The sequence below is a fragment of the Sinorhizobium arboris LMG 14919 genome, from assembly GCF_000427465.1.
In the GTDB taxonomy this organism is placed as follows: domain Bacteria; phylum Pseudomonadota; class Alphaproteobacteria; order Rhizobiales; family Rhizobiaceae; genus Sinorhizobium; species Sinorhizobium arboris.
This window is the reverse complement of sequence record NZ_ATYB01000014.1, coordinates 2365465-2386134: the sequence shown is the minus strand read 5'-3', so window position 1 is coordinate 2386134 and position 20670 is coordinate 2365465. Positions and strand designations below refer to the sequence as shown.

General features: G+C 62.7%; 18 protein-coding genes. 6 read left to right on the top strand and 12 right to left on the bottom strand.

The window, feature by feature from the left end:
• Positions 1 to 11 precede the first annotated feature (11 nt).
• From SINAR_RS0122895 to SINAR_RS0122870, 6 genes are all read right to left on the bottom strand, one after another.
• Positions 12 to 1199, bottom strand: a complete 1188-nt coding sequence (locus tag SINAR_RS0122895; RefSeq protein WP_028001243.1) for an efflux RND transporter periplasmic adaptor subunit — start codon at positions 1197 to 1199, stop codon at positions 12 to 14.
• A 585-nt stretch (positions 1200 to 1784) separates the two neighbouring features.
• Positions 1785 to 2777 (bottom strand): ABC transporter substrate-binding protein, encoded by a 993-nt coding sequence (locus tag SINAR_RS0122890; RefSeq protein ID WP_028001242.1) that lies wholly within the window; start codon positions 2775 to 2777, stop codon positions 1785 to 1787.
• A gap of 130 nt (positions 2778 to 2907) precedes the next feature.
• Positions 2908 to 3777, bottom strand: a complete 870-nt coding sequence (locus SINAR_RS0122885; RefSeq protein ID WP_028001241.1) for an ABC transporter permease — start codon at positions 3775 to 3777, stop codon at positions 2908 to 2910.
• Entirely contained in the window at positions 3774 to 4658 is an 885-nt protein-coding gene (locus SINAR_RS0122880; RefSeq protein ID WP_028001240.1) for an ABC transporter permease, read from the bottom strand. Before SINAR_RS0122880 ends, SINAR_RS0122885 begins: the two co-directional genes overlap by 4 nt.
• 2 nt (positions 4659 to 4660) lie before the next feature.
• The gene (locus SINAR_RS0122875; RefSeq protein WP_028001239.1) at positions 4661 to 5146 is read right to left on the bottom strand and encodes a GNAT family N-acetyltransferase; all 486 of its coding nucleotides are present in this window, start codon (positions 5144 to 5146) and stop codon (positions 4661 to 4663) included.
• Positions 5136 to 5927: an ABC transporter ATP-binding protein gene (locus SINAR_RS0122870; RefSeq protein WP_028001238.1), complete on the bottom strand. Its 792-nt coding sequence runs from the start codon at positions 5925 to 5927 to the stop codon at positions 5136 to 5138. The genes SINAR_RS0122875 and SINAR_RS0122870 overlap by 11 nt, the downstream gene beginning before the upstream one ends.
• A 121-nt stretch (positions 5928 to 6048) precedes the next feature.
• Here SINAR_RS0122870 and SINAR_RS0122865 point away from each other — a divergent pair, with 121 nt between their 5' ends.
• On the top strand, positions 6049 to 6462 hold the full coding sequence (locus SINAR_RS0122865; protein ID WP_028001237.1) for a cupin domain-containing protein: 414 nt from the start codon (positions 6049 to 6051) through the stop codon (positions 6460 to 6462).
• Between the two features lie 51 nt (positions 6463 to 6513).
• Here SINAR_RS0122865 and hydA read toward each other — a convergent pair whose 3' ends face one another.
• Together hydA and SINAR_RS0122855 are read right to left on the bottom strand one after the other, a co-directional pair.
• Complete coding sequence (hydA, locus tag SINAR_RS0122860; RefSeq protein ID WP_028001236.1) at positions 6514 to 7968, bottom strand: dihydropyrimidinase; 1455 nt, start codon at positions 7966 to 7968, stop codon at positions 6514 to 6516.
• Positions 7969 to 8147: 179 nt separating this feature from the next.
• On the bottom strand, positions 8148 to 9398 hold the full coding sequence (locus SINAR_RS0122855) for a Zn-dependent hydrolase (RefSeq protein WP_028001235.1): 1251 nt from the start codon (positions 9396 to 9398) through the stop codon (positions 8148 to 8150).
• A 277-nt stretch (positions 9399 to 9675) separates the two neighbouring features.
• Between SINAR_RS0122855 and rutR the strand changes: the two genes are divergently transcribed.
• Entirely contained in the window at positions 9676 to 10317 is a 642-nt protein-coding gene (rutR, locus tag SINAR_RS0122850; RefSeq protein ID WP_028001234.1) for an HTH-type transcriptional regulator RutR, read from the top strand.
• Between the two features lies 1 nt (position 10318).
• Here rutR and cyaC read toward each other — a convergent pair whose 3' ends face one another.
• Together cyaC and SINAR_RS0122840 are read right to left on the bottom strand one after the other, a co-directional pair.
• On the bottom strand, positions 10319 to 11992 hold the full coding sequence (cyaC, locus tag SINAR_RS0122845) for an adenylate cyclase CyaC (RefSeq protein WP_028001233.1): 1674 nt from the start codon (positions 11990 to 11992) through the stop codon (positions 10319 to 10321).
• A gap of 146 nt (positions 11993 to 12138) precedes the next feature.
• The gene (locus SINAR_RS0122840; RefSeq protein ID WP_028001232.1) at positions 12139 to 13038 is read right to left on the bottom strand and encodes a LysR substrate-binding domain-containing protein; all 900 of its coding nucleotides are present in this window, start codon (positions 13036 to 13038) and stop codon (positions 12139 to 12141) included.
• 102 nt (positions 13039 to 13140) lie between these two features.
• Here SINAR_RS0122840 and SINAR_RS0122835 point away from each other — a divergent pair, with 102 nt between their 5' ends.
• A complete protein-coding gene (locus SINAR_RS0122835; RefSeq protein WP_028001231.1) occupies positions 13141 to 14163 on the top strand; it encodes a zinc-dependent alcohol dehydrogenase family protein in 1023 nt (340 codons plus the stop codon).
• A gap of 64 nt (positions 14164 to 14227) precedes the next feature.
• Here SINAR_RS0122835 and preA read toward each other — a convergent pair whose 3' ends face one another.
• Together preA and SINAR_RS0122825 are read right to left on the bottom strand one after the other, a co-directional pair.
• Positions 14228 to 15541 carry an NAD-dependent dihydropyrimidine dehydrogenase subunit PreA gene (preA, locus tag SINAR_RS0122830; protein ID WP_028001230.1) on the bottom strand — a complete coding sequence of 438 codons (1314 nt, stop codon included), beginning with the start codon at positions 15539 to 15541 and terminating at the stop codon, positions 14228 to 14230.
• A gap of 30 nt (positions 15542 to 15571) precedes the next feature.
• Entirely contained in the window at positions 15572 to 16933 is a 1362-nt protein-coding gene (locus tag SINAR_RS0122825) for an NAD(P)-dependent oxidoreductase (RefSeq protein WP_028001229.1), read from the bottom strand.
• Between the two features lie 211 nt (positions 16934 to 17144).
• On the opposite strand from SINAR_RS0122825, the gene SINAR_RS0122820 reads away from it, so the two are divergent.
• The 3 genes from SINAR_RS0122820 to SINAR_RS0122810 all read left to right on the top strand — a co-directional run bounded on the left by SINAR_RS0122820 (position 17145) and on the right by SINAR_RS0122810 (position 20667).
• Positions 17145 to 18098, top strand: coding sequence for a sugar-binding transcriptional regulator (locus tag SINAR_RS0122820; protein WP_028001228.1), 954 nt, complete (start codon positions 17145 to 17147; stop codon positions 18096 to 18098).
• Between the two features lie 193 nt (positions 18099 to 18291).
• Positions 18292 to 19602, top strand: coding sequence for an ABC transporter substrate-binding protein (locus tag SINAR_RS0122815; protein ID WP_028001227.1), 1311 nt, complete (start codon positions 18292 to 18294; stop codon positions 19600 to 19602).
• Positions 19603 to 19794: 192 nt separating this feature from the next.
• Positions 19795 to 20667, top strand: a complete 873-nt coding sequence (locus tag SINAR_RS0122810) for a carbohydrate ABC transporter permease (protein ID WP_028001226.1) — start codon at positions 19795 to 19797, stop codon at positions 20665 to 20667.
• The last annotated feature ends 3 nt before the right edge of the window (positions 20668 to 20670 follow it).

Here is a 20670-nt window from a genome sequence, read left to right as displayed (position 1 = left end):
TCATGTCCCCGTCAGTTGGTTGCCGGTTCGGCGGACTCGACCGGATTGATACGGTCGCCATCGCGCACATAGGCACCGGCTTTCGCCACCGCCTGCTCGCCCGGTTCGATACCGGAGAGTATTTCGATGAATTGTCCGTCCTGGATACCAGTTTTGACAGGTACCAGGCGCACGACGCCGTCCTCTACCTTGCGGACGATGGACTTGCCGTCTTCCGATGTAACGGCCGTTTGCGGCAAAACCACCGTTTCCTTCTGCTCCGCTACGATCACTGCGCTGGCATACATGCCTGCGCGCGCCTTGGATGCGTCGGTCAGGCTGATACGCACCGTGCCGAGCCGCGTCTGCGGGTCGACAGTGGGCGCGATCAACCGGATCTTCCCTTCGATCGTGGTGGTACTGCCGGCAAGCTTGACCGTGGCCGTCTGCCCCACGGCAAGCTTGATGACATCGGATTCGGCGACATCGGCCCACATCTCGATTTCGCCGTCGCGAATGATCGCGAACAGCGGCTCGCCGCTGCCGCTGGCGATCGCACCGATCTTGGCGTTCTTTCGCGAGACGACGCCGCTGACCGGCGCCTTCACGGCGGTCCGTGCGAGACGCAGGTCGACGTCGTCGATCTGGGCCTTCACCACCTTGATATCTGCCGTTGCGACGCTCACCGACTGCTCGGCCGAGCGGACGCGAGCGCGGCCCGCCGCGGCAAGCGCTTTCAAGCGGTCGGCCTCGGCCGTCGACACGGTACCGTTTTCCGAGAGCTGAACCGCACGATTTGCGACACGCGTCGCCTCCTCGGAATTGGCCGTCACTTCGGCGAGCTGGGCGTGCAGCTGGGCAAGCGACGCTTCGGCCTTTGCGAGATTGGCCTCGAGCTGGCTCTTCTGCAGGAGCAGCGCGTCGTCATTGAGTACGGCGAGCGTGCTGCCTTGTTCCACCCGGTCGCCGACGTCGACATTGAGCGACCGGATGGCAAGGCCATCCACCAGCGGAGAGACGTAGATTTCGTCCACCGCCTCGATCGAACCGGTGGCAATGACGCGGTCAGTGATCGCACGCTCTGTCGCCTGGGTCACGACGATGGATGGCGGCGCCTGCTTTTGCTGGGGCTTGGCAGCCTCCTCGGCCGAGGCGCTGACAAGCACGGACATGATCATCGCTGCACAAGCGCCGACGAGAGGCAGGAGTTTTTTAGCCATTGGCCTGTTTTTCCCGAACTGAAACAACACGCCTGATCACGCCACGCAAGGCGAATATCCGGCCGCAATCACTCTATTTCACCTGCAGCGCCGCGTCTTATCGGACGCACTAAGACCGCTGCAGCCTTTTGAATTGCTGCCCGGGGCTGCGGTTTCAAACCACAGGCGCCGGGCCGGGAAGAATATTCCCGGATGGGCAACGCTAAAGAAATAAAGCTTCCTCCATACGCTTGCCCTCCAGTCAAACGTTCCGGCCTATGTAGTCGCCGGAGCAAATGCTTACAAGAGCGGCGAAGCAATGGTGCCTCACTATTTCTACTGTTATGCGTCTCCGGACGCAATACAGATGCAACCTGAAGGTAGTCTTAACAACTACAGCGGGACGGCGGAGTTTTATCGGGGCCTATCGCAAGCCGAGATGCTAAGCCGTTGGCTTTCAAGGCGCTTTCAGGATGCTGCCGCACGGTCCATGCGCATTTTCCGGGATGATGCTGCGACCTTTTGACCACGCGGGCGACCTGGCATGGACCTTCAAGGCGGGAGAGCGCGGCCGAGGGACCGCGCTCTCGCTCTCTGTCCGGCGTGCTACTTGAGCGCCGCGTCCGTGATCTCATGCGTCCAGGCGCCTTCCGGCTCCTTGGAGATGACCGGGTCGGAGCCGCCGGCCAGCAGCGACTGCACTGTGCGCTCGTAATCCGCCTCGTCGAGCGCGCCGCTGGAACCAGCAGTCAGCTTGGCGACTTCGCCCATCATGCGTTTCTGGTGCTTTTCCGTCTGTGCGCCAGTGGAGTCGTTTTCGAGCACGATATCGGCCGCCTCGTCCGGATTCTCCTCGGCATATTTCCAGCCCTTCATCGAGGCGCGGACGAACTTCACCATCTTGTCCTTGAAGGCTTCATCCTTGAGCTTGTCCTCGAGCACGTAGAGCCCGTCTTCGAGCGTGGCGACGCCCTGGTCCTCGTATTTGAAGGTGACCAGATCCTCCGGCTTGATGCCGGCATCGATGACCTGCCAGTATTCGTTGTAGGTCATGGTGGAGATGCAGGCGGCCTGCTTCTGGATCAGCGGATCGACGTTGAACCCCTGCTTCAGCACGGTCACGCCATCCGGTCCGCCATCCGTCGGGATCTTCAAATGCGACATCCAGGAGAGGAATGGATACTCGTTGCCGAAGAACCAGACGCCGAGCGTCTTGCCCTTGAAGTCTTCGGGGCCCTTCACCCCGGATTCCTTCAGACAGGTGAGCATCATGCCCGACGATTTGAACGGCTGGGCGATATTGACGAGCGGCACGCCCTTTTCGCGCGTCGCAAGAGCGGAAGGCATCCAGTCGACGATGACATCGGCGCCGCCGCCGGCGATCACTTGCGCCGGTGCGATATCAGGGCCGCCGGGCTTGATCTCGACGTCGAGGCCCTCTTCCTCGTAAAAGCCCTTGTCTTTGGCCACGTAGTAGCCGGCGAACTGGGCCTGGGTCACCCACTTCAGCTGCAGCGTGACCTTATCGGCGGCATTGGCATGGAAAGCCGCAAGCGAAAAGACGCCCGCTGCCAGCAGAGATGCAAGTTTCCTGTTCATTTCAGTTCCCTCTTATCGTTACTTGACCGCTGGAGCGGTTCACTGTTTCATCCAACAGTGAACCACTCTAACACTTTGAAATTACATACTTCCGCACGGAAAACCGCTACACAATTTTCCTGGAAGCGCCCTAGGCTCGTCCACTGCGGATGGACGGATGCCAGAACGTGACGGCGCGCTCGACGAGCGCGACAACCCCGTAGAATACGGAGCCAGCCACCGCCGCGATGGCGATTTCGGCCCAGACCATGTCGACATTCATGCGGCCCACCTCCGTGGAGATCCGGAAACCCATGCCGACAATGGGCGTTCCGAAGAATTCGGCCACGATCGCACCGATGAGTGCCAGCGTGGAGTTAATCTTGAGAGCGTTGAAAATGAAAGGCCAGGCGGCCGGAAGGCGCAGCTTGACCAGCGTCTGCCACCAGGACGCCGCATAGGTGCGCATCAGGTCGCGTTCCATGTGGCTGGCAGCCGCAAGGCCCGAAACTGTGTTCACCAGCATCGGGAAGAAAGTCATGATCACGACGACCGCCACTTTCGACTGCCAGTCGAAACCGAACCACATGACCATGATCGGCGCGACCCCGATGACCGGGAGGGCGGAGACGAAATTGCCGAGCGGCAGCAGCCCTTTCTGCAGAAAGGGCGAGCGGTCGATGAGGATGGCGACGACGAAGCCGAGGCCGCAGCCGAGCGCGTAGCCGACCAGCACGGATTTCAGGAAGGTCTGCCGGAAATCGGCGGCCAGCGTCGGCAGCGAACTGATCAGGCGCTGCCAGATCATCGACGGCGCCGGCAGCAGCACCGAGGGGATGGCGAAGCCGCGGACGATGCCTTCCCACAGGACGAGTATGGTGATGCCGAAGAGGAGTGGTACGGCAAGACGCGCCGCATTGTTCGCGGCATCGCTTGCGAAGCGCTGTCGGACCAGCCATTCGTTGAATGCCCAGGCAGCGAGCCAGAAGAGGATGGCGCCGGCGAGAGCGGCAAGGTTCATGGTTTTGCCCCCATGCGCTTCAGAACGGCCGTATGCGCCAGACCGACGATCATGACGAGAACCGCGGCGAGTGCCGCGGCCATGAACAACGCCGCCCAGATCTGCACGGTCTGTCCGTAATAGGACCCGGCGAGCAGGCGGGCTCCGAGCCCGGCCACCGCCCCCGTCGGCAGTTCGCCGACGATGGCGCCGACGAGCGAGATTGCGACGGCAACCTTAAGCGAGGTGAAGAGATAGGGCATCGAAGAAGGCCAGCGCAGCTTCCAAAAGGTCTGAGCGGGCGAGGCGTTATAGGTGTGCATCAGGTCGAGCTGGATCGCTTCGGGACTGCGCAGTCCCTTGACCATGCCCACGACCACCGGGAAAAACGAAAGATAGGTGGAAATCAGCGCCTTCGGAAGCAGGCCGGAAATGCCGATGGCATTGAGCACGACGATGATCATCGGCGCGATCGCCAGGATCGGGATGGTCTGACTGGCGATCACCCAGGGCATGAGCGATCGGTCCATTGCGCGGTTGTGGACGATACCGACGGCCAGCAGCACGCCAAGCATTGTGCCGATGCCGAAGCCGAGCAAGGTGGCCGAAAGCGTAATCCAGGCATGATAGACCAGGCTGCGCTTCGACGTGATCGCCTTATTGGCGGTGGTATCCCAGATTTCGGCGATCACCTGATGCGGAGCCGGCAGCACCGGGCGTTCCTGGGCCATGGTGTTGCGGAGGATTTCGGAAAAACCGATCTCAGTGCCGGCGCGGGCGGCGGTATCTCGTTCGAAAGGTGCGTTCAGGAAAACCGCTGCGACGTACCAGCCGGCGATCAACAGGCAAACGACGGCGGAGATGGGAAGCAGTTTGTCTTTCAGGAAGCTTTCCTCGCGCATGATCACGCCTCCCTCTCGCGCCAGGGTTCGGCGCGCCAGTGGTACAGAATGTCCGGCAGACCCTCCTCGTTGTCGCCGCCCGTTCTGCGCACCGGCACGAAGCCCTCACGTTCATAGAAGCGCTGCGCGCCACTGTTGTGTTCAAATGTCCAAAGCTTGAGCTCGGATCTCGCGCGTTTCTTGGCTTCGCGGATGAGAGTGGTTCCGATTCCGACGCCTCTGTGCCGTTCATCCAGATAGAGCGCGGTGACGAGGCCATCCGAGGACAGAGCCAGGAAGCCGGCGATTTCGCCCCGACAGTCGGCCACAATAACGGGTCCGTTTGCAAAGACGCTTTCCCGGTAATGCCGCTGCACATCCTCCTCCGGATGAACGCGCGGCATCCACGGTGTGGTTTCTATCCAGCGATTGAGAATACCGGCGCATGCCGGCATGTCCGCCAAGGTCGCATCGCGGCAGCACACTTGAGCGGCGCGGCTACTCGTCATAGCTGTGCCCCGCTCTCAAGCCCTCGCGCACCCGATGCGCGATCTCGAGGAATTCCGGCGTCTCGCGAATGCCGAGCGGGCGTTCCCTCGGAAGCGTCGATTCGATGACGTCCGTCACGCGGCCGGGGCGGGGGCTCATGACGATGATCTTGGTCGAAAGGTAGACCGCCTCCGGAATCGAGTGCGTGACGAAACAGATGGTCTTGTCGGTGCGCGCCCAGAGCTTGAGGAGCTGCTCGTTCAAATGGTCGCGGACGATTTCGTCGAGCGCCCCGAAGGGCTCGTCCATCAGCAGGAGATCGGCATCGAAGGCGAGCGCCCGGGCGATCGACGCGCGCTGCTGCATGCCGCCGGAAAGCTGCCAGGGATATTTCTTGCCGAAACCCGACAGGTTGACGAGGTCGAGCGTTCGCTCGATCCGCGCCTTCCGGTCCTCGCTGGAGTAACCCATGATCTCCAGCGGCAGCGCGATGTTCTTCTCGATCGTGCGCCAGGGATAGAGGGCGGCCGCCTGGAAGACATAGCCGTAGGCGCGCCGCCGGCGGGCTTCCTCCGGCGTCATGCCGTTGACGGTTATGATGCCGGCGGTCGGCTTTTCGAGGTCTGCGATGACGCGCAGAAACGTCGTCTTGCCGCAGCCGGACGGGCCGATGAAGGAGACGAAGTCGCCCTTGGTCACGTCGAGGTTGACATCGGTCAACGCATTGACGGGACCGTCGCTGGTCTCGAACGTCAGGCCGAGGTTCCGGGCCGAGACCACGGAGGCGGGATTGGATGTCATGGACGGATTCTCATTATCGACTGCCTGTGTCAGACTGCTATCCGGACCGGCAACATGCAATGGCGGATTTGCCGGCGAGGTCGCCTGCTGCTGGTTTTTCAGCGTATTCTGGAGGACGGTCATGTCTCGATCACCCAATCCTGGCTGCCGCGTGGTTCGCCCGGGCGATGCCTTTGCCGGCAAGCAGGGGCTCCACTATTTCGAGGGTATTGCCGCGGAAACGGTCGGCTCCACCGGCATCTGCATGCATCTCGTGACCATGCCGCCCGGTGCGCGCGCCAAGGCTCACCTTCATGAGGACCATGAAACGGCGATCTACGTGCTCTGCGGCGAAGCGCACACCTGGTTCGGCGATCTGCTCGAGGAACACGTGATCACTAGGGCCGGAGACATGCTCTACATTCCCGCGGGCGTGCCGCACCTGCCGGCGAACCTCTCGGACGCCCCTTGCACGGCGGTGATCGCCCGGACGGATCCGAACGGAAACGAGAGCGTCGTTCTGCTGCCCGAACTCGACGGCCTCGTGCCCGCTTGACTGCTCGGCGGCGGTTTTTTCCCGAATGACATAAGGGTACGGCATCTCGGATCAGACGCCGCTTGCGGGGATGCCGCTGCGCTGGACCGCTCGCGGCGCCGTCACTTCCTTCCAGGTCGAAAGCGCGGTGCTGACCGCCGGGAAGGGATCGCGCCGGACGAATTCGCCGTGACCTTCCCGGGTCTTCACGGTTCCTTCCTCGATCGAAACCACGCCGCGCGTCAGCGTGAAGCGCGGAAGGCCGGTGACCGTCTTGCCTTCAAAGACGTTGTAATCGATCGCCGACTGCTGCGTCTTCGCCGAGATCGTCTTCGACCGCTTCGGATCCCATACGACGAGGTCCGCATCGGCGCCGACGAGGATCGCCCCCTTCTTCGGATAGATGTTCAGGATCTTGGCGATGTTGGTGGAGGTCACCGCCACGAATTCGTTCATGGTGATGCGGCCGGTCGCCACGCCATGGGTCCAGAGCATCGGCATCCGGTCTTCGAGGCCGCCGGTGCCGTTCGGGATCTTGGTGAAGTCGCCGACGCCGAATCGCTTCTGTTCGGTCGTGAAGGCGCAATGGTCGGTCGCAACCACCTGGAGCGAACCGGAGGCAAGCCCCGCCCAGAGGCTGTCCTGGTGAAGCTTGTTGCGGAAGGGCGGCGACATCACCCGGCGGGCGGCGTGGTCCCAGTCCTTGTCGAAATACTCGCTCTCATCGAGCGTCAGGTGCTGGATCAGAGGCTCGCCGAAAACGCGTATGCCCTTGGCTCGGGCGCGGCGGATCGCTTCATGGGCCTGTTCGCACGAAGTATGGACGATGTAGACGGGACAGCCGGCCATGTCGGCGATCATGATCGCGCGGTTGGCGGCCTCGCCTTCGACCTCTGCCGGCCGTGAATAGGCATGGGCCTCCGGGCCGTTGTTGCCTTCCGCCAGAAGCTTCGCCTGGAGCTGGGCGACGACGTCGCCGTTCTCGGCATGGACCAGCGGCAGTGCGCCGAGCGCCGCACAGCGCTGGAACGAGGAAAACATCTCGTCGTCGTCCACCATCAGCGCGCCCTTGTAGGCCATGAAGTGCTTGAATGTGTTGATGCCCTTGTCCTTGACGACGGTCTCCATCTCGTTGAAGACCTGCTCGCCCCACCAAGTGATCGCCATGTGGAACGAATAGTCGCAATTGGCGCGGGTGGACTTGTTGTCCCACATGGTGAGCGCTTCGAGCAGCGACTGGCCGGGTGAGGGGAGCGCGAAATCGACGACCATGGTGGTGCCGCCGGCAAGCGCCGCGCGGGTGCCGCTTTCGAAATCGTCCGACGAGTAAGTGCCCATGAAGGGCATTTCGAGATGCGTATGCGGGTCGATGCCACCCGGCATGACGTAGCAGCCGGTGGCATCGAGCGTCTCGGTGCCGGAGAGGTTCGGCCCGATCTCGACGATCTTGCCGCCTTCGACCTTTACATCGGCCTTGTAGGTCAGGTCGGCCGTGACGATGGTTCCACCCTTGATGACAGTGCTCATTGGTTCGTTCCCCTGGATGGTGCTTTCGGCGGCTCGCGCCGCCTCTCAGCGCCGCACGTCTCGGACGCGCAAAGGACGCTGTAGCCTTCGATTCGCTGCATGTTTCGTCCATTGGTCGGCTGCGATCAAAGGAGACATGCAGTAGAAAGAGGGCGGAACCACCGTCCCGCCCGCAAAACTCATTCCACGATTTCTGCCGTCTCGAGTACGGCGTGGAACAGGACGTCCGCACCGGCGGCGGCCCATTCCTTGGAGATATCCTCCGCCTCGTTATGGCTGAGCCCGCCGACGCATGGGCACATGATCATCGTGGTCGGCGCGACCTTTGCGGCCCAGCAGGCATCGTGTCCGGCGCCGGAAACGAGATCCATGTGGCTGTAGCCGAGCATCTCGGCCGCCCCGCGTACCGTCGCGACCAATTTGGGATCGAAGGTGACGGGATCGAAGTGCCCGACCGCCTCGATGGAACAGCCGACGCCGAGTCGCTCGCAGATCTTCGGTACTTCGGCTTCGATCCGGGCGCGCATGCCGTCAAGCTTGGCCTGGTCGGGCGAGCGGATGTCGACGGTGAACACCACCTTGCCCGGCAGGACGTTGCGCGAATTGGGCGAAAAGAACATCTGGCCGACGCCTCCGACGGCGCCCGGCTGGTTTTCCATCGCGACGGTCTGGACCATTTCCAGGATGCGCGCCATGGCGAGGCCCGCATTGACGCGCATGTCCATCGGCGTCGAGCCGGTATGCGCTTCCCTGCCGGTCAGCGTGAACTCCAGCCACCAGAGGCCCTGACAGTGCGTGACGACGCCGATCTGCTTGTTCTCGGCCTCGAGGATCGGGCCCTGTTCGATATGGTACTCGAAATAGGCGTGCATCTTTCGCGCGCCGACCTCTTCATCGCCGAGCCAGCCGATACGCTTCAATTCGTCGCCGAAGCTCTTTCCTTCGGGGTCCTTGCGGGCATAGGCATAGTCGAGCGTATGGACGCCGGCGAAGACGCCGGAGGCGAGCATCGCGGGAGCGAAGCGCGCGCCTTCCTCGTTGGTCCAGTTGGTCACGACGATCGGATGCTTCGTTTTGATCCCGAGGTCGTTCATCGTGCGTACGGCCTCAAGACCGCTCAGGACGCCGAGAACCCCGTCGAACTTGCCGCCGGTCGGCTGCGTGTCGAGATGCGAGCCGATATGGACCGGAAGCGCATCGGGATCGGTACCGGGTCGGGTGAGGAACATGGTGCCCATCTTGTCGACGCCCATGGAGAGCCCCGCCTCTTCGCACCAGGACTGGAAAAGCCGGCGGCCTTCGCCGTCCGCATCCGTCAGGGTCTGACGGTTGTTGCCGCCGGCTACGCCGGGGCCGATCTTCGCCATTTCCATCAACGAATCCCATAGACGGTCGGAATTGACACGCCTATTCTCGCCAGGTGCTGCCATGGCGTTCTCCTCTATTGTCGGCCAGTCCCTCCCCGGGATAGACCTCATGTTCCCGTCGGCCAAATCGGGGCCTTGTTTTGATGCCCTTCGATCAGGCGTTGCCTTTATCGGCAATCTGACTGATAATTTGACCGGTTGGTAAACATTACAACTTCCGTGGCGGCACTCAAGCCGAAAAAAGAAAAAACAGGAGCTGTTGCTCAAAAAGACGGCGCGTCCGAATTTTGGGCAGATCGCGCCGGACGTCGTATGCTTGGGGGTATGGACAGGGGGCGAAATGGTACTTCCGAGAGCGGCCAGGACCCAGAGGCGCACGCGCATCCAGGAGGAGAAGGAGGAGCAGATCCTCGAGGCGGCGCTGGAGGTGTTTTCCGCCAACGGCTTTCGCGGTTCGACCATCGACCAGATCGCTGACGTGGCGGGCATGTCGAAGCCGAACCTGCTCTATTATTTCCGCACCAAGGAGGCGATGCACCGGGCGCTGATAGACCGCGTTCTCGACACGTGGCTCGACCCCTTGCGCGCGTTCGATGCCGAAGGCAACCCGGTCGCCGAGATACGCAGCTATATCCGGCGCAAGCTGGAAATGGCGCGCGATTTCCCGCGCGAAAGCCGCCTGTTCGCCAATGAGGTCCTGCAGGGCGCTCCGCATATCGTGGACGAGCTCAAGGGTCCGCTGAAGCAACTGGTGGACGAAAAGGCCGAGGTCATCCGCAGCTGGGCCAAGGCGGGCAAGATCGCAAAATGCGACCCTTATCACCTGATCTTCGCCATCTGGTCGACGACGCAGCATTATGCCGATTTCGACGTTCAGGTGCGCGCCGTGCTCGGCCAGGAGAATGCCGGCGAGGGGCGCTTCGAGGACGCCGCACGCTTTCTGGAACGGCTGTTCGTCGACGGGCTGCAGGTGCGGGAGTAGGCTATCCGGCTCCCGGCAGGGAACGGGAGAGCTGCGCCGCGTCACCGATGATCCAGGTTTCCAGCGTCGCCTTGCGGCCCCGCAGGCTGATTTCGAGCCGCCTGTGGCCTTCGAAGCTGAGGCCGGCGCGCTCGACCAGTTCGGCGGAAACGGCAAGCTCGACGTCGTGCTCCTTGGCGAGGCCTTCCAGCCGGCTTGCGGTGTTGATCGTGTCGCCGACGACCGTGAGCGAGGTTGCCTGGCCGTAGCCCATTTCGCCGATGATCGCCGGGCCCGCATGCAGTCCGATGGCGAGCCTCAGTGGCTGGTCGAGCTCTCCTTCGAAGGTCTGGTTGAGGGTCCGGATCCCTTGCGACAGCCGGGCGGCGGCCGACAGCGCCTGGCGGCAGGCCTCCGGCAGAGGGGTCTTCAGCCCGAAGATCGCAAGCGCCCCGTCGCCGATGAACTTGTCGACCACACCGCCCGAACTTTCGACGGCTTCGCCGACGACTTCGAAGTAGCGGTTGAGCAGAAAGACCGTGTCGTAGGGCAGCTTGTGCTCGGCGATGCGGGTGAAATCGCGCAGGTCGCAGAAGAGCACGGCGACTCGGCGCTCGCGCCCGCCGGCATTCTGCCGGGCAAGCTGCGCCTTGATTCCGAGGCTATCGGTGTTGAGGATGGGCACGACGCTGACATTGTGCACTGGTCGGAACTGACAGGCGAGGCGCACGTTTTCCGGAGCGCCGATGCGGGCCAGCGTCGCGAGTTCTGCGGCTTCCGGCATGGGCTGACCTTCGAGCCCCTGCGTGATCCGCACGCGACAGGTGGAGCAGCGGCCGCGTCCGCCGCAGACGGAAACATGCGGGATTCCCGCCGCGCGGCTCGCTTCCAGTACGCTGAAGCCCAAGCTGACGGCGGCGACGCGGCCGTCCGGATAACGAATGCGAATACGGCCCCGTGCCGGCAGGGCGCGCAGAACGAGGGTTCCGCCGATCAGGCTTGCAAAGCCGCCATAGAATGCCAGCCTGATACTGTCGAGAAGAGCGGGGTCGACGCGAGGTGCCGGGCTGGCATAGGCGCTGTCGCCATAGCCTCCATGCTCCGCATAGTCTCGCCCAAGCGAACGGGCGCCGTTGACGAAACCGAGCAGGGCGAAGATCGGCACCAGCAGGGCGACGGTATAGAGCAGCGTCTCGTACCTTGGAAACCACGCGCGCCCGCGCATCCAGAACCATGCGCCAAGACAGGCGTGAGCCCACACGACGATGAGCGCAATCGACTGACGAGAGGTGTTGAACGAGCTTGACCAGAGGGTGCGCAGGATTGCGGGGTAATCGGGATAAACACCTGAAATGAGCGGCTCTACCCGGGCGGCGACCACGTGAGGCACGAGCAGAAACGGCAGACTCAGGCCGAAGATGATCTTCAGGGCTTCGCCGACAGGCATCCTGAAGGTTTGCCGCCGGTAGAGACTGTCGAGCGCCATCAGGAAATGCAGAAGAAGCGAGCCGTAGAGAAGGACCGTTCCGGGAATGCTCTGCCAAACCGAGGTGAAGATCCGCCGGCCCGTTTCCATGGCGCCGATCGACACGAGGCCGAGCGCATGGTTCGAGAAATGGAGAAGCACAAAAACGCCGAGCACAGCGCCTGAAATCAGGTGCATCTTCTTGCGCGTGCTGGCGGATAGGATCGTCAAACAAGCTTGCCTGGCCTGGCGGCCTCGAAAGAGGCTCGAGTCAATGTCCTCGTTATTAACCAGATCACCGATGCCGGCAACTTATGTTTTATAAACGAACTGTTTCGCTTTTCGGGTCCGGCGCGGAGTGCGCGTACCCGGACGTCCTACTCCATGATGCGCGGCAATCCTGCTGCGAGTTTGTCGATTACCACCCGCAGTTTCGGCAGCATGTGTTGCGTTCGCGGCCAGACTGCATGGGCCTTGAAGATCAGCCCGGGCCGGTCGGTGAGGACGCGGACAAGCTCGCCTTTCTGCACGCGCTCGCGCACCAGCCAGCAAGGCAGCCAGGCAAGGCCGTGGCCGGCGGCAGCCGCATCGGCGATTGCGGCGAGATCATCGAGCCTCAGCCGCGTTTGCGGCAGCACGATTTCCGCCGCCTTGCCGTCGGACGGAAAGGACCAGGATAGCGGCTCGCCTGCACGGGCATAGACGACACCTTCATGTGCGGCGAGCTCGGCCACCGTTCTCGGCATGCCGTGCGCTTCGAGATAGGAAGGAGAGGCGCAGACGGTCATCCGCTGTTCCGCCACCGTGCGCATCATCAGGCCGGAGCCGTTGCCGAGCGGGCTGTTGCGGATGGCCAGGTCGAAGCCTTCGTCGAGAAGGTCGACGATCCGGTCATTGAAGGAAAGATCGAGTTCCAGACGGGGATGCGCCCGTAACAGGTCGCGAAGCAGCGGCGCCACGCATTGGCGGCCGAAGAGGACCGGCATCGAGATGCGGAGGCGGCCGCGAATTTCCCGCCTCCCGGATTCGAGGAGTCCTTCGGCTGTTTTGATTTCGCCAAGCGCCCTCTGGCAGCTCTCATAGAAGAGCTGCCCCTCTTCGGTAAGGCTCTGCATCCGTGTGGTGCGGTGGAAGAGGCGCACGCCGAGCCGTCGTTCGAGCCGGGAGACCGTCTTGCCCACGGCGGAGCGCGAGAGGTTAAGCCGGGCGGCGGCGGCGGAAAAGCCGCCGGCATCGGCAACTTCCACGAAAACCGAAATGCCGTTGAAGCGCTCCATCAATTGCGTCCTCCAAGGAACCAATGATGGGAAATCTTATCGCAACTGAAGAAGAATGTTCAACAGTATGCTCGCTCTACCGCAGCAATGAAAGGAACGAGCATGTCGAAATGGATGCAGGAATGGAGCACGGAGACGGTAGGCCCCCACAACCTCAAGCTTGCCGAACGGCCTGTGCCGGAGGTCGGCGAGCGCGATATACTCGTACGCACGCTTGCTGTGTCGCTCAACTATCGCGACAAGCTGGTACTCGAAACCGGCATGGGGCTCGATATCGCTTTCCCCTTCGTGCCGGCCTCGGATATGAGCGGAGTGGTCGAAGCCGTCGGCAAAAGCGTGACGCGTTTCCAGCCGGGCGACCGCGTTATCTCCACCTTCGCCCCCGGTTGGCTTGACGGCTTAAGGCCCGGCACCGGCAGAACGCCTGCCTATGAGACGCTCGGAGGCGCGCATCCGGGCGTCCTCTCGGAGTATCTGGCCTTGCCTGAAGGCTGGTTCGCCAGAGCGCCGAAGAGCCTCGACGCGGCGGAGGCGAGCACCTTGCCCTGTGCGGGGCTGACCGCCTGGTTCGCTCTTGTCGAGAAGGGTCATTTGCGGGCGGGCGACCGTGTCGTCGTGCAGGGTACAGGCGGCGTTGCGCTGTTCGGATTGCAGATCGCCAAGGCGTCCGGAGCCGAGGTCATCGTAACCTCGAGCAGCCGCGAAAAGCTCGATCGGGCTTTCGCGCTCGGTGCCGATCACGGTATCAATCGCCTGGAGGAGGACTGGGTGGAGCGCGTCTATGCGCTGACCGGGGACCGCGGCGCCGATCACATTCTGGAGATCGCCGGCGGCGCCGGGCTGAGCCAGTCCCTGAAGGCGGTCGCGCCGGACGGGCGCATCTCGGTGATCGGCGTGCTCGAGGGCTTCGAGGTGTCAGGCCCGGTTGGGCCGCTTCTCCTGAAGTCTCCCGTCGTGCAGGGTATCAGCGTTGGTCACCGCAGAGCACTCGAAGATCTGGTCGGGGCCGTCGATCGCCTTGGACTGAAGCCCGTCATCGACAGGCGTTACAAGTTCACCGAGGTCCCGGAGGCCCTCGCACATCTTGACCGCGGCCCCTTCGGCAAGGTGGTGATAGAGTTTTGACGCGATAGGAACGCGAAAGGCCGCCGGCGATGCCGGCGGCCTTTCGGTCTGACTTGTACGTCCTTCACTCGGCGGCCTGGCGGGCCATCGGGTTGTTCGGATGGGTCGTCCAGTTGGCGTAGTTCGGGTCGACCGGTTTCCCGGTGCGCCGGTCGAGTGTGCCGGCAGTGAGCGGCTCCATGGTGATGCAGTTCTCCACCGGACAGACGTTGACGCACAGGTTGCAGCCCACGCATTCCTCCTCGATCACCTCGAAATGGCGGACGCCGTTGACGAATTGCGTGATCGCCTGATGCGACGTGTCTTCACAGGCGATGTGGCAGCGGCCGCATTTGATGCAGGCGTCCTGATCGATCTTCGCCTTGGTGACGTAGTTGAGGTTGAGGTACTGCCAATCGGTGACGTTCGGGACGGCGCGTCCGCTGATGTCGTCGAGCGTCCGGTGGCCCTTGGCGTCCATCCAATCGGAGAGGCCGGTGATCATCTCCTGGACGATCTTGAAGCCATAGGTCATTGCCGCAGTGCAGACCTGCACGTTGCCGGCGCCGAGCGCCATGAATTCGGCCGCATCCCTCCAGGTGGTCACGCCGCCGATGCCGGAAATCGGCAGGCCGTAGGTCTCCGGATCACGCGCGATCTCGGCCACCATATTGAGCGCGATCGGCTTCACGGCCGGGCCGCAATAGCCGCCATGGCTGCCGCGTCCGTCGATCGAGGGCTCCGGCGAGAAGGTATCGAGGTTGACCCCGGTAATCGAGTTGATCGTGTTGATCAGCGACACCGCATCGGTACCGCCGGCCTTGGCAGCGCGGGCGGGCTTGCGGATGTCGGTAATGTTCGGCGTCAGCTTGGTGATGACCGGCATGCGCGTATATTGCTTGCACCAGCGCACCACCATCTCGATATATTCCGGCACCTGGCCGACCGCCGAGCCCATGCCGCGCTCGGACATGCCATGCGGACAGCCGAAATTGAGCTCGATGCCATCGGCGCCGGTCTCCTCGACCAGCGGCAGGATCGCCTTCCAGGCGTTCTCCTCGCATGGCACCATGATGGACGCGATCAGCGCCCGATCCGGCCAGTTCATCTTCACCTGCTTCATCTCGCGCAGGTTCACATAGAGATCGCGGTCGGTAATGAGCTCGATATTGTTCAGGCCAAGCAGCCGTCGGTCGGCGCCCCAGATCGCGCCGTAGCGCGGGCCATTGACATTGACCACCGGGGGTCCTTCTTCGCCGAGCGTCTTCCAGACGACGCCGCCCCAGCCCGCCTTGAAGGCGCGCTCGACGTTGTAGGCCTTGTCCGTCGGCGGCGCCGAGGCGAGCCAGAACGGGTTCGGGGATTTGATGCCGACAAAATTGTTGCGAAGATCAGCCATTGTTCTCGTCCTCTCGATCTGTTCTGCTTGTCAAGCAACGGCGCTCGCCAGCGGCTGAGCCACGGCGAAAGCCCGGTCGATCGATTCGGCGGCGTCGCGTCCCATCGCGACGGCGGAGACGGTGAGGTCCTCGCCCCCGAGCACGCAGTCACCGCCGGCCCAGACCTTTTCCAGCGAGGTTCGCCCCTCCGCATCGACCACGATGCGTCCGCTTTCCATTCGAAGGGCGCCGAGTCCGGAAGCCTCGAAGGTCTGGCCGATGGCCTTGAAGATCTGGTCGGCGGCAATGATACCCGTCTCGCCGGTCGCCGTCAGCTTGCCGTTCTCCAGCGTGGTGTAGTCGAGTTCGATGCCGGCGACCCTGCCGTCCTTGACGGCGATGCGTTTCGGCTGCAGCCAGTGGCGGATGGTGACGCCTTTGGAAGCCGCGAGATCCTGCTCGAATTCCGAGGCATTCATATGCTCCTTGCCGCGCCGATAGCAGATCGTGACTTCTTCAGCGCCGAGCAGCTTCGCCTGGACGGCCGCGTCAATGGCGGTCATGCCGCCGCCGAGCACCACGACGCGCCGGCCGACCGGAATGTCGGCTTTCGTCTTCGACTGACGAAGTGCGGCAATGAAATCGACGGCATCCTCGACGCCTTCGGCATTCTCGCCTTCGATCCGCAGTGCATTGACGCCGGCAAGACCGAGGCCGAGAAACACGGCGTCGAACTCTTCCGCCAGATCGGCAAGAGAGAAGTTGCGGCCGAGCGCTTTGCCATGACTGACCTCGATGCCGCCGACCGAAAGCACGTATTCGACCTCTCTCTGGGCGAAGTCGTCGACCGCCTTATAGGCGGCGATGCCGTATTCGTTGAGGCCGCCGGATTTTTCGCGCGCGTCGTAGATCACCACGTCATGGCCCTTCACGGCCAGCCGGTGCGCACAGGCAAGCCCCGCGGGTCCGGCCCCGACGACCGCTACCCTCCGGCCCGAATGGGCGGCACGCGTGTAGAATTGCCTGTTTTCCTTCATCGCGATGTCGGTCGCATAGCGCTGCAGACGGCCGATCTCGACCGGCCGCTCCTCGGCCGTGTTGCGTACGCAGGCCTCTTCGCAGAGCGTTTCGGTGGGACAGACGCGGGCGCACATGCCGCCCAGTATGTTCTGGTCGAAGATCGTCTTCGCCGAGCCGATCGGATTGCCCGTCGCGATCTGGCGAATGAAGAGCGGGATGTCGATGGAGGTGGGACAGGCGGTCATGCAGGGCGCGTCATGACAGAAATAACAGCGGTCCGCGGCGACCAGCGCCTCGTGCCTGTCGAGCGGCGGATGAAGGTCGGAGAAATTGGCTTCGTACTCGGCAAGCGGCAAGCGCCCGCCGAGAATCCCAGATTGCGTCGTTCCCATTTTTGGCTCCCAATGTTTTCTCAGGATGAGGGAACGGTAACATGCTTTATTTTTTTATCAAACGGTAAAATTTCCTTCCCGATCGCCGCAAATGCCTGGAAAACCGGACCTTGCCGGCCGCCACAGGGGCCGCGCATCGTCTCCCGTTTGACAGCGCAGGGAAAATAGTGGCAGCAAATCTAGACCCTTAGCCTGGGAAGGGAGGCAATCGATGGCACGCAAGGCGGAAAGCAGCAACAGGCTGGACGATGCAGCCCGCGCAGGCTGGCTTTATTATGTCGCCGGCCGGACGCAGGACGAAATTGCGTCGGTGATGGGAATTTCCCGGCAATCGGCGCAACGCCTCGTGTCGCTCGCCATGGCCGAGCGGCTGATCAAGGTGCGCCTGGACCATCCGATCGCCGCCTGCCTCGAAATGGCGGTGCGTCTCAAGGAGAAATACGATCTCAGGCATGTCGACGTGGTTCCGAGCGACCCCGGTTCCCAATCCACAACTGTCGGCATCGCCGAGGCCGGGGCGGCGGAAATCGAGCGCTGGCTGAAATCGGCCGAGCCCGTGGTGCTGGCGATCGGCACGGGCCGGACGCTGAAAGCGACCATCGACCAGCTGCCATCGATGGAATGCCCGCAGCACCGTATCGTTTCGCTCACCGGCAATATCCGCCTCGACGGGTCGGCAGCCTATTACAACGTCATCTTCAGCATGGCGGACACGATCAAGGCGCGGCATTTTCCCATGCCCTTGCCAGTTCTCGTCTCCTCCCCGGAAGAGCGGGAAGTCCTGCACAAGCAAAGCCTGGTGCAAATCGCCCTGGAACTCGGCGCCGAGGCCGACGCTGCCTTCGTGGGCGTGGGCGAACTCGGGCCCGACGCGCCGCTGTGTGAAGACGGGTTCCTGGCGCGCGATGAAATGGCACGGTTGATGGCAGCGGGCGCTGCCGGCGAGATCTGCGGCTGGATGTTCGACCACGAAGGCGAGCTCCTGCCCGGCAGCATCAACGAACGCGTCGCCTCGGTTCCGCTGCCGCCGCGCGACCGCGCGTCGGTCATCGGCATCGCCAAGGGCAGGCGCAAATACGAGGCACTGCGCGCCGCACTCAAGGGCGGGATCATCAACGGTCTCGTCACCGATGAGGCTACGGCCGACTATCTGCTCCGGGCTTAGATCGCGCGGCCGGCCGCGGGACCGCGTCATCGGCGCTCTTCCCCCGAAATCCCCGTAAAAAATGCGTAGCTAAAACATCTTCTTAGCCGCTCTGCCGCATCGCAGCGACAAATGCGGATTGACATTTCAGTTCAATCGGTGAGTAATTGCTCACGAGCAAGGCAAATGCTCAATTTCTTCTGGGAGGAAGTCGATGAATTTGAGAACTTTCCTGCTGGGCACGTGCTCGGCAGTCGCTCTGGCGGGTCTGGCCCAAGCGGAGACCCTGACCATTGCCACCGTGAACAACGGCGACATGATCCGGATGCAGAAGCTGACGGACGATTTCACGTCGAAGAATCCGGACATCCAGCTTGAGTGGGTCACTCTCGAGGAAAACGTGCTGCGCCAGCGCGTCACGACCGACATCGCAACCAAGGGCGGTCAGTACGACATCATGACGATCGGCACCTATGAAGTGCCGATCTGGGCGAAGCAGGGCTGGCTCCTGCCGCTCGACAATCTCGGTCCCGAATACGACGTCGACGATCTTCTGCCGGCGATCCGCAGCGGCCTGACCATCGACGGCAAGCTCTATGCAGCGCCGTTCTACGGCGAGAGCTCGATGGTCATGTACCGTAAGGACCTGTTCGAGAAGGCCGGGCTCAGCATGCCCGACGCGCCGACCTGGGATTTCATCGCCGATGCGGCTCGCAAGATCACCGACAAGGGCAACGAGATCTACGGTATCTGCCTGCGCGGCAAGGCCGGCTGGGGCGAGAACATGGCCTTCCTGACGGCCACGGCAAACGCCTTCGGCGCGCGCTGGTTCGACGAGAACTGGAAGCCGCAGTTCGATCAGCCGGAATGGAAGAACGCACTCGACTTCTACGTCAAGCTGATGAATGACGCAGGCCCGCCCGGCGCATCGTCCAACGGCTTCAACGAGAATCTGTCGCTGTTCCAGACCGGCAAGTGCGGCATGTGGATCGACGCGACCGTCGCTGCCTCGTTCGTGACCAATCCGAAGGAGTCGACCGTTGCCGACAAGGTCGGTTTCGCGCTCGCTCCCGACACCGGCCTCGGCAAGCGCGGCAACTGGCTCTGGGCCTGGAACCTCGCAATTCCGGCAGGATCGCAGAAGGCCGAGTCGGCGCAGAAGTTCATCGCCTGGGCGACGGGCAAGGATTATCTGAAGCTCGTTGCCGAGAAGGAAGGCTGGGCGAATGTTCCTCCCGGTACCCGCACCTCCCTCTATGAGAATCCGGAGTACCAGAAGGCGGCGCCCTTCGCGAAAATGACCTTGGACTCGATCAATGCCGCCGACCCGAAGAACCCGGCGGTGAAGCCGGTGCCCTATGTCGGCGTCCAGTTCGTGGCAATCCCGGAATTCCAGGGTCTCGGCACGGCGGTCGGGCAGGTGTTCTCGGCGGCGCTGGCCGGTCAGATGAGCGTGGATCAGGCGCTTGCCAGTGCGCAGCAGCTGTCGACCCGTGAAATGACCAAGGCCGGCTACATCAAGTGAGCTCCCAAGGAGCCGGAGCGTCTACTGGAAACGGTGAGCGCTCCGGCGACCTCCAGTGCGGGCCGGGGAAAGGGGCAAACCCGCCTTCGATCCGCGTTCCGCACTGACTTTTCCGATTCATGGGCGCGCGCGTTCGGATGGCGATGCGCTTGCCGTTTTTAAGAACCGCGTCGACTTCACACGGGGGACGCCATGGCGACCTTGCACACCCGCTCCGCTGCGCGACTGATGATCGCGCCCTCGGTGCTCCTGCTGCTGGCCTGGATGATCGTGCCGCTGGCAATGACGATCTATTTCTCGCTGCTGCGCTACAATCTGCTGATGCCGGGAATGGAGGAGTTCGCAGGGCTTACGAACTACACCTATTTCCTCACCGATCCGGCCTTCTTCCAGGCGATCTTCAACACGCTCGCCATCGTTCTCGGCGTGCTCTTCGTCACCGTGGTCGGCGGTATCGGGCTGGCGCTTCTTCTCGACCAGCCGATGTTCGGGCAGGGGATCGTGCGCATCCTGGTGATCGCGCCCTTCCTCATCATGCCGACGGTGGCGGCGCTGGTCTGGAAGAACATGTTCATGAATCCCGTGAACGGGCTGTTCGCCTGGTTGGCCAAACTTCTCGGATTGCAACCCTTCGATTTTCTCGCCAACGCGCCGCTCCTTTCGATCATCCTGATCGTCGCCTGGCAATGGCTGCCTTTCGCCACGCTCATCCTGCTGACGGCGCTGCAGTCGCTCGACGAGGAGCAGAAGGAAGCAGCACAAATGGACGGCGCAGGCGCCGTGAGCCGATTCATCTACCTCGTCGTGCCGCACCTCTCCCGTGCGATCACGGTGGTCATCCTGATCCAGACGATCTTCCTGCTTTCGGTCTTCGCCGAGATACTCGTCACCACCAATGGCGGTCCGGGCACGCAGAGCACGAACCTGACGTTCCTCGTCTACGCCCAGGCTCTTCTGCAGTTCGACGTCGGCGGCGCCTCGGCGGGCGGAATCATCGCGGTCATCCTCGCCAATATCGTCGCATTCTTCCTGATGCGCATGATCGGCAAGACGCTGGAGGCTTGAAAC

Bases quoted from the DNA above. Each gene is read 5' to 3' on its own strand.
- SINAR_RS0122885 (WP_028001241.1), bottom strand. From the start codon at position 3,777: ATGAACCTTGCCGCTCTCGCCGGCGCCATCCTCTTCTGGCTCGCTGCC.
- SINAR_RS0122810 (WP_028001226.1), top strand. From the start codon at position 19,795: ATGGCGACCTTGCACACCCGCTCCGCTGCGCGACTGATGATCGCGCCC.
- preA (WP_028001230.1), bottom strand. From the start codon at position 15,541: ATGGCTGATCTTCGCAACAATTTTGTCGGCATCAAATCCCCGAACCCG.
- SINAR_RS0122815 (WP_028001227.1), top strand. From the start codon at position 18,292: ATGAATTTGAGAACTTTCCTGCTGGGCACGTGCTCGGCAGTCGCTCTG.
- SINAR_RS0122840 (WP_028001232.1), bottom strand. From the start codon at position 13,038: ATGGAGCGCTTCAACGGCATTTCGGTTTTCGTGGAAGTTGCCGATGCC.
- SINAR_RS0122870 (WP_028001238.1), bottom strand. From the start codon at position 5,927: ATGACATCCAATCCCGCCTCCGTGGTCTCGGCCCGGAACCTCGGCCTG.
- SINAR_RS0122835 (WP_028001231.1), top strand. From the start codon at position 13,141: ATGTCGAAATGGATGCAGGAATGGAGCACGGAGACGGTAGGCCCCCAC.
- SINAR_RS0122820 (WP_028001228.1), top strand. From the start codon at position 17,145: ATGGCACGCAAGGCGGAAAGCAGCAACAGGCTGGACGATGCAGCCCGC.
- SINAR_RS0122895 (WP_028001243.1), bottom strand. From the start codon at position 1,199: ATGGCTAAAAAACTCCTGCCTCTCGTCGGCGCTTGTGCAGCGATGATC.
- SINAR_RS0122825 (WP_028001229.1), bottom strand. From the start codon at position 16,933: ATGGGAACGACGCAATCTGGGATTCTCGGCGGGCGCTTGCCGCTTGCC.
- SINAR_RS0122880 (WP_028001240.1), bottom strand. From the start codon at position 4,658: ATGCGCGAGGAAAGCTTCCTGAAAGACAAACTGCTTCCCATCTCCGCC.
- SINAR_RS0122865 (WP_028001237.1), top strand. From the start codon at position 6,049: ATGTCTCGATCACCCAATCCTGGCTGCCGCGTGGTTCGCCCGGGCGAT.
- hydA (WP_028001236.1), bottom strand. From the start codon at position 7,968: ATGAGCACTGTCATCAAGGGTGGAACCATCGTCACGGCCGACCTGACC.
- rutR (WP_028001234.1), top strand. From the start codon at position 9,676: ATGGTACTTCCGAGAGCGGCCAGGACCCAGAGGCGCACGCGCATCCAG.
- SINAR_RS0122890 (WP_028001242.1), bottom strand. From the start codon at position 2,777: ATGAACAGGAAACTTGCATCTCTGCTGGCAGCGGGCGTCTTTTCGCTT.
- SINAR_RS0122875 (WP_028001239.1), bottom strand. From the start codon at position 5,146: ATGACGAGTAGCCGCGCCGCTCAAGTGTGCTGCCGCGATGCGACCTTG.
- SINAR_RS0122855 (WP_028001235.1), bottom strand. From the start codon at position 9,398: ATGGCAGCACCTGGCGAGAATAGGCGTGTCAATTCCGACCGTCTATGG.